Here is an 11,850-nt window from a genome sequence, read left to right as displayed (position 1 = left end):
CATCCTACGGCCCACCACCGACATTCGTACAGATGTTCCATGTCACGTCGTCGTGGTGGTGCGGCGGACACCTCGGCCGCCGACCGTCCCGGGATGCTTGGATGGCGCCATGAACGTCTATGCCGTCACCTACGTCTACGCACCGGGCAGCGCCTCCGCTCGGGACCGCGTCCGCCCTGCGCACCGTGACCACCTGCAGGCGCTGTGCGCCGAGGGGGCCGTGCTGGTCTCGGGGCCCCTGCCCGCCACGGACCAGGAGCCGGACGGCGCCCTCATCGTCGTGCGCGCCCCGTCGGCGACGGCGGCGACGGAGCTGCTCGACACCGACCCGTTCCGCCGCGAGGGGCTCGTCGCCGCGGTCGGCGTGCGTGCGTGGGTGCCCGTCATCGGCGGGTTCGCGGCCTGACGCTCGCGACCGCGGGCGCCTGCACGCTCAACGGCGCGCGGCGGACCCCGTGGCGTAGTAGTCCGAGGAGGCGCGCTGCCACATCAGCGCGACGGTCGTGACGACGAGGCCCACCTGCAGGACTCCCAGCACCGCCTGGGGCGTCGCGCCGGCCTGAGCCAGGCCGGACACGTAGTTGACGACGTACACCGCGGCAAGGACCGTGCCCAGCACGCGGGCCCACGGCCTGCCCTGCCGGTTCTTGACCGCCATCCAGGCCCAGAGGCCGGCAGAGATCGCTCCGCCAGCGACGAGCCCCACCACGATCATGCCCTCCAGCATGGCCAGGAACTCCGGCGTGGCCAGCTCCTGCATCCCCTGGGCGGCGAGCTCCTGTGCCACCAGCGTGTTCACCGTGTCGACCATGAAGTACGCGACGACGGCACCGAGCAGGCTCAGCACCGCGCCGACCCACATCAGCGAGACGGCGATGCGCAGGGGGCGCGGGGGACCTTCCTGCGCGGGATGCTCGGACCAGGGAGACGGCGACGGGGCGCCGGACCCGTCCGCCGGCAGGTACCGGCCGTACGCCGGCAGGGGCCTGCCGTCGGCCGGCGGCGGTCCGTCCGCACCCTCGGGCGGCGGCTGGTGCAGGCTCGAGCTGTCGGACACGGTGGGCTCCTCTTCGGCGACGACGGCCCAGTATGCCGCACCAGGTCAGCGCAGGTCTCGCCCGCCGTCGTCGGGCGACGCCGCCGAGGCCACCTCGGCCGGGACCTGCGCACGGACCGTCGGGTTCCGTCGGGTCCTGATCAGGCTGGCCACCGTCGCGACGGCGAGCGAGCCGACGATGACGAGCAGCGACAGCCAGATCGGCACCTCGGGCACCCACTCGATCGGCTGCCCGCCGTTGACGAAGGGCAACGTGTTGCCGTGCATGGCCTCCATGATCAGCTTCACCCCGATGAAGCCCAGGATCACCGAGAGCGCCACGGGCAGGTAGACGAGCCGCTCCAGGAGCCCGCCGAGCAGGAAGTAGAGCTGACGCAGGCCCATGAGCGCGAAGACGTTCGTGGTGAAGACGATGAACGGGTCCTTCGTCAGACCGAAGATCGCCGGGATCGAGTCCAGGGCGAACAGCAGGTCGGTGGTGCCGATCGCGACGAACACGACGAGCATCGGGGTCCACAGACGCCTGCCGTCGACGACCGTGCGGACCTTGGCGCCGTCGTAGGCGTCCGCGACCGGCAGGACCCGGCGCAGGAGACGGATCGCGACGTTCTCCTTGTACTCCTCGTCGTCGTCGCCGGCCAGCAGCTTGACGGCCGTGTAGAGCAGGAACGCCCCGAACAGGTAGAAGACGGCCAGGAACTCCTCGATCAGCGCGGCGCCCGCGAGGATGAAGCCCGCCCTGAGCACGAGCGCGATGATGATGCCCACCATCAGCACCTTCTGCTGGTGCTCCCGCGGCACCGCGAACCGCGACATGATGATGACGAAGATGAACAGGTTGTCGATGCTGAGCGAGTACTCGGTCAGCCAGCCGGCGTAGAACTCGCCTGCCGGTGCGGCGCCTCCGACGGCCAGCACGACGAGGCCGAAGACGACCGCCAGGCTCACGTAGACCGCGACCCAGATGCCGCTCTCCTTCATCGACGGCACGTGCGGCCGGCGCCCGACGATCGCCAGGTCTGCGACCAGCAGCAGCGCGATCGCGGCGAGCGCCACGACCTCGAACAGCACCGGCAGCTCGTGGGTCATTCGTCACCCTTCGCGGCCGCGACGCCGACGCGCTGGTCGCGGCGCGTCTTCGCCAGGGACGCGACGGTGGTGACGGCGAGCACCACCACGATGAACGTCAGCGAGTAGCTCGTGGGGATCTCGGGGATCGCCTCGACGTGCTGGCCGCCGTTGACGAACGGGAGCTCGTTGGTGTGCAGGGCGTGGATGATCAGCTTCACGCCGATGAAGCCGAGGATCGCGGCCAGCCCGTAGTTGAGGAACACGAGCCGGTCCAGCAGACCGTCGACGAGGAAGTAGAGCTGGCGCAGGCCGAGCAGCGAGAAGGCGTTGGCCGCGAAGACGAGGAACGTCTCCTGGGTCAGCCCGAAGATCGCCGGGATCGAGTCGACGGCGAAGAGCAGGTCGGCGCTGCCGATGGCGACCATCACGATGAGCATCGGCGTGATGTACCGCTTGCCGTCGATGCGGACGGTCATCCGGTGGTCGACGTAGTCGTCGGTCGTGCGGAACACTCGCCGGGTCAGCCGCAGCACGGCGTTCTCGGTGAACTCCTCGTCGTGCGAGGTGCCGGCACGGGCCTGGGCGATCGCGGTCCACACGAGGAACGCGCCGAACACGTAGAAGATCCAGGCGAAGTTCGCGATGAGCGCCGCCCCGGCGAGGATGAAGACGGTCCGCAGCACGAGCGCGATCGTGATGCCGATCAGGAGCACGCGCTGCTGGTGCTCCCGCGGCACGCGGAAGCTCGTCATGATCAGCACGAAGACGAAGAGGTTGTCGACGCTCAGCGACTTCTCGGTGATGTAGCCGGCGAAGTACTCACCGCCGTACTGGCTTCCCCAGCCCGCGAACACTATCGCCCCGAACGCGACGGCCACCGCCACGTAGGCGAGCGACCACCATGCCGACTCCTTCAGGGTCGGCGCGTGCGGCGTGCGCACGTGACCGAGGTAGTCGACGGCGAGCATCGCGAGGATCGCGGCGATCGTGACGAGCCAGACCCAGACGGGGACATCCATGACAGATCCTTCCGGTACGCAGGACGAGGCACCGGAGGTCTCTCTCACCCGTCGTTCCGGGTGGGTGAGACCGAACCGGCACCGACGCCGGTCGTACTGACGGCCTCACCACTTGGGAGATACTCCCCTCCAACGATCGACCAGCATACGGCACGAGGCCGGTTCGGTCGCCGGCACGCCACGCTGCCGACGGCCGCTCACTGGAGGCAGAACTCGTTGCCCTCCGGGTCCTGCATGACGATCCAGACGTCCCCGAGCTCGGCGCCCTCGGTGAGGACCGTCGCACCCAGGGCGGTGAGCCGCTCGGCCTCGGCCTGCAGCACCACGAGGCGCTCGTGATCCGCCCGTCCTCCGCTGACGTTCAGGTCGAGATGCAACCGGTTCTTGCCCATCTTGGGCTCCGGCACCTGCTGGATGAAGATCCGCGGACCCACGCCGGCCGGGTCGCTCACGGCGTTCTTGCTGTTCCACCGCTCCGGCGGCACGCCCCATGCCGTCAGAGCCTCCTCCCACGTGGCGAACCCGGCCGGGGGCGCGTCCCGCTCGTAGCCCAGCGCGGCACACCAGAACTCACCGAGCGCTCTCGGGTCGGCTGCGTCGAAGGTCACCTGAAAGGTCGTCGCCATGTTGAGCTCCTCCGATCCGGTGGGCGGGCGGCCCGGGGTCCGGGGCGCGGGCACGCGCCGGACCCCCGGCGTCAGCCCGTGGCCGCCCGCATCTGGCGCAGCTCCTTCTTGAGCCCGCCGATCTCGTCGCGCAGGCGTGCCGCCACCTCGAACTGCAGCTCGGCGGCGGCGGCGTGCATCTGGTCGCTGAGCTCCTGGATCAGCTCGGCGAGCTCGTCGCCCGCCAGCCCGGCCAGGCGGTTGCCCGACGTCGAGGCCTCCTTCGGCGATCCGGGCACGGGCGCCTTGCCGCGGCTGTCCCCTGCTGCCCGGCGGTAGCCTCCCGCCAGCAGCTCGGCCGTGTCGATGTCCTCCCGGGCCAGCATGTCCGTGACGTCCGCGATCCGCTTGCGCAACGGCTGGGGGTCGATCCCCCGCTCGGCGTTGTAGGCCTTCTGCTTCTCCCGACGTCGGTCGGTCTCGTCGAGCGCGAACCGCATCGCCGGGGTGATCTTGTCGGCGTACATGTGCACCTGACCGGTGACGTTGCGGGCAGCGCGGCCGATCGTCTGGATCAGGGAGCGCTCGGAGCGCAGGAAGCCCTCCTTGTCGGCGTCGAGGATCGCCACCAGCGAGACCTCCGGCAGGTCCAGGCCCTCGCGCAGGAGGTTGATGCCCACCAGCACGTCGTACTCCCCCATGCGCAGCTCACGGAGCAGCTCGACGCGGCGCAGGGTGTCGACCTCGGAGTGCAGGTAGCGCACCCGCACGTCCTTGCCCAGCAGGTAGTCGGTGAGGTCCTCGGCCATCTTCTTGGTCAGGGTCGTGACCAGCACCCGCTCGTTGCGCTCCACGCGGTCGCGGATCTCGCCCAGCAGGTCGTCGATCTGGCCGGTCGTGGGCTTGACCACCACCTCCGGGTCGACGAGGCCGGTGGGCCGGATGATCTGCTCGACGACGCCGTCGGACATCGACAGCTCGTAGTCGCCGGGGGTCGCCGAGAGGTAGACAGTCTGCCCGATGCGTTCCACGAACTCCTCCCAGCGCAGCGGCCGGTTGTCCATGGCGCTGGGAAGGCGGAACCCGTGGTCCACCAGCGACCGCTTGCGCGACATGTCGCCCTCGAACATCGCCCCGATCTGCGGGACGGTCACGTGCGACTCGTCGATGACGAGCAGGAAGTCCTCGGGGAAGTAGTCGAGCAGCGTGTTCGGCGGGGTGCCCCCCTCGCGGCCGTCGATGTGACGTGAGTAGTTCTCGATGCCGTTGCAGGTCCCGATCGAGCGCATCATCTCGATGTCGTAGCTGGTGCGCATCCGCAGCCGCTGAGCCTCGAGCAGCTTGTTCTGCTGCTCCAGCTCGGCCAGGCGCGTCTCGAGCTCCGCCTCGATGCTGCCGATCGCGCGCTCCATCCGCTCCGGCCCCGCCACGTAGTGCGTCGCCGGGAAGAGGTACACGCTCTGTTCCGTACGGATCACGTCACCCGTGAGGGGGTGCAGCGTCTGGATCGACTCGATCTCGTCGCCGAACATCTCGATGCGCACGGCCAGCTCCTCGTACACCGGGATGATCTCCACGGTGTCGCCCCGCACGCGGAACGTCCCGCGGGTGAACGCCATGTCGTTGCGCGAGTACTGCATCTGCACGAACTTGCGCAGCATCTCGTCGCGGTCGACGACGTCCCCCACCTCGAGCCGCACCATCCGGTCGACGTACTCCTGCGGTGTACCCAGGCCGTAGATGCACGACACGGACGCCACCACGACGGTGTCGCGACGGGTCAGCAGGTTCGACGTCGCCGAGTGCCGCAGCCGCTCCACCTCGTCGTTGATCGAGGAGTCCTTCTCGATGTAGGTGTCCGTCTGGGCGATGTACGCCTCGGGCTGGTAGTAGTCGTAGTAGGACACGAAGTACTCGACGGCGTTGTTCGGCAGCAGCTCACGGAACTCCGTGGCGAGCTGCGCCGCGAGCGTCTTGTTCGGCGCCATGATGAGCGTCGGACGCTGCAGCTTCTCGATGAGCCAGGCGGTGGTCGCGCTCTTGCCGGTACCCGTGGCGCCCAGCAGGACGACGTCCTTCTCGCCTGCCTGGATCCGCTCGGAGAGCGCGCCGATCGCGGCCGGCTGGTCGCCGCTGGGCTCGAACTCGGAGATCACCTCGAAGGGAGCAACGGTGCGCTGCAGGTCGGTCACGGGTCGCATGCCCCCACGGTAGGCCGGGCCACCGACAATCGCCTCGGGACGTGCGGGCCCGACCAGTTCAGTCAGGTCAGTGCTCGGTACCGGCCGCCAGGACGAGGTCGTCGATCCGTCCGGCGCGGTGGTCGGCCGCCGTGCGCACGACCGCTGCGAGGGCGCGCGCCGACCCGGCCACCGGGACGACGTCGGCCGCGGGCACGTGCACGAAACCAGCCCGCACGTCCGTGGCCGCCAGCGCGTGCGCGAGCGCGTAGAACGTGGCGTTGCAGACGTAGGTGCCGGCCGTGTTGCTGACGGCGACGGGGACGCCGGTCCCGCGCACGGACGCCAGGGCCGCCTTCAGGGGCAGCGAGCTCAGGTAGGCGACCGGGCCGTCGGCGACGACCGGCTCGTCGACCGGTGCCCGCCCTGCGGCGTCCGGGATCCGGGCGTCGACGACGTTGACCGCGACCCGTTCGAGCCGCACGGCGCGTGAGCCTGCCGCGAGACCCACGCACACGACGACCTGCGGGGAGTGCTCGGCGAGCAGCCGGTGCAGGAGCGCGGGGGCGCCCCGGAAGGAGACCGGCAGCCGGGCGACGACCAGCTCCTCCGCGCGCTGCTCGTCGGCCCACGCCGCCCGGAGGCACCGCACGGCCTCCCACGACTCGTTGACCGCCGCGCCGTCGAAGGGCTCGAACCCCGTGACGAGGACCTTCACGCGCGCTCGTCCTCCTCGGCGTCCAGCTCCTGCGCGACCTCCGTCGCCACCCGGGCCCACAGCTCGTCCACCTGCGCCCTCAGGCCGGCCTCCGTACCGGTCCCGTCGAGCAGGACGTCGGCCACGGCCCGACGCTCGTCGTCGCCCGCCTGCGCCTCGACGCGCGCACGGGCCTCCGCCTCCGTCAGCGACCGGCCGGTCACCAGCCGCCGCACGCGCTGCTCCGCCGGCGCGTCGACCACCGCCACGAGGTGGTAGCGGTCCGCCTGGCCGGTCTCGACGAGCAGCGGGACGTCGTGCACGACGACGGCACGCGGGTCGGCGGCGCCCGCTGCGGCCTCGCGCTCGGCCGCCAGACGGCGCACCTGCGGGTGCACGATCCCCTCGAGCCGGCTCCGTGCACCACGGTCGGCGAACACCAGCCGTCCGAGAGCGGGCCGGTCCAGCGAACCGTCGTCGGCCAGCACCTGGTCGCCGAACGCCTCGACCACCTCGGCGAGCCCCACGGAGCCCGGCCCGACCGCCTCGCGCGCCAGCACGTCGTAGTCCACGACCACCGCGCCCAGCTCGTCGAGACGACGGGAGACGACGGACTTGCCTGCGGCGATGCCACCGGTGAGACCCATGCGGAACATGGGTACATCCTGCCCTCGCCGTAGGCTTCACGCCATGAGCATGGGCGGGCGAGCACCCGGTGGACGGCCCGGTGGAGCCGGGATGGGCGGGCCGATGCGGTCCTACCTGCAGGACGCGTCGGTGCGCCGGCGCCGGCTCCCCCGCGAGACCCTGCGCCGCATCCTGGCCTTCGCCCGTCCCTACCGGGGCCGACTGGCGCTCTTCGTGCTCCTGCTCCTCGTGGGAGCGGCAGCCGGCGCGGCGGTCCCGCTGCTCTTCCGCCGCCTCATCGACGTCGGCATCGGCGACGGGCAGCGCGACGTCGTGCTGGCCATGGCGGCGGCGGCGGCCGGCCTCGCCCTCCTGACCGCTGTGCTGACGCTCGCCGAGCGGTGGGTGTCGGCGGTCGTCGGCGAGGAGCTCATCGTCGACCTGCGCACCGGCGTCTACGACCACGTCCAGCGCATGCCGCTGGCCTTCTTCTCCCGCGCACGGACCGGGGCGCTCGTGCAACGGCTCAACGGGGACGTGCTCGGAGCGCAGCAGGCCTTCACGTCCACCCTGCAGACGGTCGTCTCCAACGGCCTCACGATCGTCTTCACCCTCGCGGCGATGTTCGCGATGTCGTGGAGCCTCACGCTGCTGGCCCTGGCTCTCCTGCCGGCGTTCGTCCTGCCCGCCCGCTGGTTCGGCCGACGGATCGCCGCCCTGGCGCACCGCGGCTACGAGCTCGACGCCGACGCCGGACAGCTGATGAACGAGCGGTTCAACGTCGCCGGGGCCCACCTGGCCAAGGTGTTCGGCGACCCGGAGCGCGAGGCCGCCCGCTACGCCGAGCAAGCGCGGGCGTTGCGTGACGTCGGCGTCGCACGAGCCCTGTACTCGACCTGGTTCCGCGTCGGTCTGACGACGCTCGCCTCCGTCGCCATCGCCGTCGTCTACGGGGTCGGCGGCGTGCAGGCGATCGCCGGTCAGCTCACCGTCGGCACGATCGTCGCGCTCACCGCCTACCTCGGACGGCTCTACGGCCCCCTGACCGCCATGTCGAACGTGCAGGTCGACGTGATGACGGCGCTCGTGAGCTTCGAGCGGGTGCTCGAGGTCCTCGACCTCGAGCCCACGGTGGCGGAGAAGCCTGATGCACACGACCTCCGGGCGGCCGTGGCCACCCACGGGGCGGGCATCGAGCTGGACGCCGTGACGTTCCGCTACCCGCGGGCCGACGAGATCTCGCTCGCCTCGCTCGAGTCCGTCGCCACGGTCCGCAAGGACCCCGTCGGTGCCACGCTGCACGACGTGTCGTTCTCGGTGCCCGCCGGCTCGATGGTCGCCCTCGTGGGACCGTCCGGGGCGGGCAAGACGACCCTCTCCCAGCTCGTGGTCCGCCTGTACGACCCGACGACCGGGGCGGTGCGCATCGCCGGTCAGGACCTCCGGGACGTCACCGCCGCCTCCCTCCGCGAGACGGTGGGCGTGGTGTCGCAGGAAGCCCACCTGTTCCACGACACGGTGGCGGGCAACCTGCGGTTCGCCCGCCACGACGCGACCGACGACCAGCTCTGGCACGCCCTCGAGCAGGCCCGGATCGGCGACCTCGTGGCCCGGATGCCCGAGGGCCTGGAGACGGTCGTCGGCGACCGCGGGTACCGTCTCTCGGGTGGTGAGCGCCAGCGGCTGGCGATCGCCAGGCTCCTGCTCAAGGCGCCGGACGTCGTCGTGCTCGACGAGGCGACCGCGCACCTCGACTCCGAGTCCGAGGCGGCCGTGCAGGCGGCGCTCGACGAGGCGCTGGCGGGCCGCACCTCGCTGGTCATCGCGCACCGGCTCTCCACCGTGCGGGCCGCCGACTCGATCGTGGTGCTCGACGACGGTGTCGTCGTCGAGCGGGGTACGCACGCCGAGCTCCTCGCGTCGAGCGGGCTCTACGCCGAGCTGTACCGGACCCAGTTCGCCGACCTCGACGCCGACCGGTCCGGCTCCTGACGAGACGAAGGCCCGCCACCCCGGGGGGTGGCGGGCCTTCGTCCTGGTCGACGACCCTCAGCGGGCCGGCGACCGTCGGCTCAGTTGCCGGTCAGCTTCTCACGGAGCGCGGCGAGCGCCTCGTCCGAAGCCAGCGTGCCGCCGGTCTCCTCCTCCTGCACGGGGGCAGCGGAGGAGTAGGACGACGAGGAGGACGACGAGGACGAGCTGCTGCTCGAACCGCCGGAGACGACGTCCCCGGCCGCGGCGTCGGCGTCGGCCGACAGCGCGGCGCGGACCTGCTCGCGGTGCGACTCCCAGCGGGCGTGCGCCTTGGCGTACTCCGCCTCCCAGGCCTCACGCTGCGTCTCGAAGCCCTCGAGCCACTCGTTCGTCTCGGGGTCGAAGCCCTCGGGGTACTTGTACTCCCCGTTCTCGTCGTAGTCGGCCGCCATGCCGTAGAGCGCGGGGTCGAAGTCCTCGGACTCCGGGTCCATGCCCTCGTTGGCCTGCTTGAGCGACAGCGAGATGCGGCGACGCTCGAGGTCGATGTCGATGACCTTGACGAAGACCTCGGCACCCACCTGGACGACCTGCTCGGGCAGCTCGACGTGGCGCACGGCCAGCTCCGAGATGTGCACGAGGCCCTCGATGCCGTCCTCGACGCGCACGAACGCGCCGAACGGCACGAGCTTGGTGACCTTGCCGGGCACGACCTGGCCGATGGCGTGCGTGCGGGCGAAGGTCTGCCACGGGTCCTCCTGCGTCGCCTTCAGCGACAGGGAGACCCGCTCGCGGTCGAAGTCGACGTCGAGCACCTCGACCGTGACCTCCTGACCGACCTCGACGACCTCGGAGGGGTGGTCGATGTGCTTCCAGGAGAGCTCGGAGACGTGCACGAGGCCGTCCACGCCACCCAGGTCGACGAACGCACCGAAGTTGACGATGGAGGAGACGACACCGGGGCGGACCTGGCCCTTCTGCAGGGTCTGCAGGAAGGTGGAACGGACCTCGGACTGCGTCTGCTCGAGCCAGGCGCGGCGCGACAGGACCACGTTGTTGCGGTTCTTGTCGAGCTCGATGATCTTGGCCTCGATCTCCTTGCCGACGTACGGCGCGAGGTCGCGGACGCGGCGCATCTCCACCAGGGAGGCGGGGAGGAAGCCGCGCAGGCCGATGTCGAGGATGAGGCCACCCTTGACGACCTCGATGACGGTGCCGGTGACGACGCCGTCCTCCTCCTTGATCTTCTCGATCGTGCCCCAGGCGCGCTCGTACTGTGCGCGCTTCTTGGACAGGATCAGGCGACCCTCCTTGTCCTCCTTCTGGAGGACGAGAGCCTCGACGGCGTCACCGACGGTGACGACCTCGCCCGGGTCCACGTCGTGCTTGATGGAGAGCTCCCGGGACGGGATCACGCCCTCCGTCTTGTAGCCGATGTCGAGGAGGACCTCGTCGCGGTCGACCTTGACGATCGTGCCTTCGACGATGTCACCATCGTTGAAGTACTTGATGGTGGCGTCGACGGCGGCAAGGAAGTCTTCCTCGGTGCCGATGTCGTTGACGGCGACCTGCGGGGCGGACTTCGTGGTGGAGATGGTCATTGAGTAGTTGCTCCGATGCGGACAGGGCATAGTGCGGACAGGGGTCGTGGTGCAGGTGTACTGTGCGGCTGTCGGGCGACCGTCGGCCAGACCGGCGGACTCACGGCGCACTGCACCGCGAGCCATCCTATCCGTGCAGTATGGAGGGGTCAACGCCGACGGCAGCGACGCCCTGAGACCCCTGTCACCGGCCGAGATGTCGGGTGACACCATGGGGACGTGACCGCGACCTGGTTCGGCTACCGAGACGCACCCGAGGACGACGGCGGCGCCGCCCGCGCGTGGTGGGACCGCCACGCCGACGAGTACCTCGACGAGCACGGCACCTTCCTCGGCGACGCCGGGTTCCGGTGGGGCCCGGAGGGGCTCGCCGAGTCGGAGGCAGGGCTGCTCGGCGAGGTGCGGGGCGCCGACGTCCTGGAGGTGGGCGCCGGCGCGGCACACTGCTCGCGCTGGCTCGCCCGGCAGGGCGCGCGCGTCGTCGCGACCGACGTGGCACCCGCGATGATGGACGCCGCGGCCCGCCTGGACGCCCGCGCCGGGACCCGTGTGCCGACGGTGGAGGCGGACGCCCGGGCGCTGCCCTTCGCCGACGAGACCTTCGACGTCGTCTTCACCTCGTTCGGCGCGATCCCCTTCGTCCCCGACGCGGACCGCGTGCACGCGGAGGCCGCGCGCGTGCTGCGGCCGGGCGGCAGGTGGGTGTTCTCCGTGACGCACCCCCTGCGCTGGGCCTTCCCTGACGACCCGGGGCCCGACGGGCTGACCGCGCACCGGTCGTACTTCGACCGGCGCCCGTACGTCGAGGCCGACGCGTCGGGCCACGTCGTCTATGCCGAGCACCACCGGACGGTGGGCGACCACGTGCGGGACGTCGTGGCGGCCGGCCTGCGCCTGCGCGACGTCGTCGAGCCCGAGTGGCCCGCCTGGAACAGGCAGAGCTGGGGCGGGTGGGGACCCGTCCGCGGCGCGTACCTGCCCGGCACGGCGGTGTTCGTCACCACCAAGGACTGACCCGG

General features: G+C 70.9%; 11 protein-coding genes. 3 read left to right on the top strand and 8 right to left on the bottom strand.

Features of this window, described 5'->3' with window-relative positions; all coding sequences use genetic code 11:
• The first annotated feature begins 109 nt into the window (after window positions 1–109).
• A complete protein-coding gene (locus BCL65_RS15890) occupies window positions 110–406 on the top strand; it encodes a YciI family protein (RefSeq protein WP_106269491.1) in 297 nt (98 codons plus the stop codon).
• Window positions 407–433: 27 nt separating this feature from the next.
• Here BCL65_RS15890 and BCL65_RS15885 read toward each other — a convergent pair whose 3' ends face one another.
• The 7 genes from BCL65_RS15885 to coaE all read right to left on the bottom strand — a co-directional run bounded on the left by BCL65_RS15885 (window position 434) and on the right by coaE (window position 7,285).
• Window positions 434–1,057: a DUF3824 domain-containing protein gene (locus tag BCL65_RS15885; protein ID WP_106269490.1), complete on the bottom strand. Its 624-nt coding sequence runs from the start codon at window positions 1,055–1,057 to the stop codon at window positions 434–436.
• A gap of 45 nt (window positions 1,058–1,102) precedes the next feature.
• Window positions 1,103–2,146, bottom strand: coding sequence for a TerC family protein (locus BCL65_RS15880; RefSeq protein ID WP_106269489.1), 1,044 nt, complete (start codon window positions 2,144–2,146; stop codon window positions 1,103–1,105).
• Window positions 2,143–3,147 carry a TerC family protein gene (locus tag BCL65_RS15875; protein ID WP_106269488.1) on the bottom strand — a complete coding sequence of 335 codons (1,005 nt, stop codon included), beginning with the start codon at window positions 3,145–3,147 and terminating at the stop codon, window positions 2,143–2,145. The genes BCL65_RS15880 and BCL65_RS15875 overlap by 4 nt, the downstream gene beginning before the upstream one ends.
• 197 nt (window positions 3,148–3,344) lie before the next feature.
• Complete coding sequence (locus BCL65_RS15870) at window positions 3,345–3,773, bottom strand: VOC family protein (protein ID WP_106269487.1); 429 nt, start codon at window positions 3,771–3,773, stop codon at window positions 3,345–3,347.
• Window positions 3,774–3,844: 71 nt separating this feature from the next.
• A complete protein-coding gene (gene uvrB, locus BCL65_RS15865) occupies window positions 3,845–5,953 on the bottom strand; it encodes an excinuclease ABC subunit UvrB (RefSeq protein WP_106269486.1) in 2,109 nt (702 codons plus the stop codon).
• 67 nt (window positions 5,954–6,020) lie between these two features.
• Window positions 6,021–6,650, bottom strand: a complete 630-nt coding sequence (locus BCL65_RS15860; RefSeq protein ID WP_106269485.1) for a pyroglutamyl-peptidase I family protein — start codon at window positions 6,648–6,650, stop codon at window positions 6,021–6,023.
• Complete coding sequence (gene coaE, locus BCL65_RS15855) at window positions 6,647–7,285, bottom strand: dephospho-CoA kinase (protein WP_106269484.1); 639 nt, start codon at window positions 7,283–7,285, stop codon at window positions 6,647–6,649. The genes BCL65_RS15860 and coaE overlap by 4 nt, the downstream gene beginning before the upstream one ends.
• 34 nt (window positions 7,286–7,319) lie before the next feature.
• Here coaE and BCL65_RS15850 point away from each other — a divergent pair, with 34 nt between their 5' ends.
• Complete coding sequence (locus BCL65_RS15850; protein ID WP_106269483.1) at window positions 7,320–9,248, top strand: ABC transporter ATP-binding protein; 1,929 nt, start codon at window positions 7,320–7,322, stop codon at window positions 9,246–9,248.
• A gap of 80 nt (window positions 9,249–9,328) precedes the next feature.
• Here BCL65_RS15850 and rpsA read toward each other — a convergent pair whose 3' ends face one another.
• Window positions 9,329–10,831, bottom strand: coding sequence for a 30S ribosomal protein S1 (gene rpsA / locus BCL65_RS15845; protein ID WP_106269482.1), 1,503 nt, complete (start codon window positions 10,829–10,831; stop codon window positions 9,329–9,331).
• 219 nt (window positions 10,832–11,050) lie between these two features.
• Between rpsA and BCL65_RS15840 the strand changes: the two genes are divergently transcribed.
• A complete protein-coding gene (locus BCL65_RS15840) occupies window positions 11,051–11,845 on the top strand; it encodes a class I SAM-dependent methyltransferase (protein WP_106269481.1) in 795 nt (264 codons plus the stop codon).
• Window positions 11,846–11,850 lie beyond the last annotated feature (5 nt).

This window comes from Isoptericola halotolerans, from assembly GCF_003003075.1.
Lineage (GTDB): Bacteria > Actinomycetota > Actinomycetes > Actinomycetales > Cellulomonadaceae > Isoptericola > Isoptericola halotolerans_A.
This window is presented reverse-complemented; position numbering and strand designations above follow the sequence as displayed.

Coding starts and splice junctions, on each gene's coding strand:
- BCL65_RS15890 (WP_106269491.1), top strand. CDS start 110: ATGAACGTCTATGCCGTCACCTACGTCTACGCACCGGGCAGCGCCTCC.
- BCL65_RS15880 (WP_106269489.1), bottom strand. CDS start 2,146: ATGACCCACGAGCTGCCGGTGCTGTTCGAGGTCGTGGCGCTCGCCGCG.
- BCL65_RS15875 (WP_106269488.1), bottom strand. CDS start 3,147: ATGGATGTCCCCGTCTGGGTCTGGCTCGTCACGATCGCCGCGATCCTC.
- BCL65_RS15870 (WP_106269487.1), bottom strand. CDS start 3,773: ATGGCGACGACCTTTCAGGTGACCTTCGACGCAGCCGACCCGAGAGCG.
- uvrB (WP_106269486.1), bottom strand. CDS start 5,953: ATGCGACCCGTGACCGACCTGCAGCGCACCGTTGCTCCCTTCGAGGTG.
- coaE (WP_106269484.1), bottom strand. CDS start 7,285: ATGTTCCGCATGGGTCTCACCGGTGGCATCGCCGCAGGCAAGTCCGTC.
- BCL65_RS15850 (WP_106269483.1), top strand. CDS start 7,320: ATGAGCATGGGCGGGCGAGCACCCGGTGGACGGCCCGGTGGAGCCGGG.
- rpsA (WP_106269482.1), bottom strand. CDS start 10,831: ATGACCATCTCCACCACGAAGTCCGCCCCGCAGGTCGCCGTCAACGAC.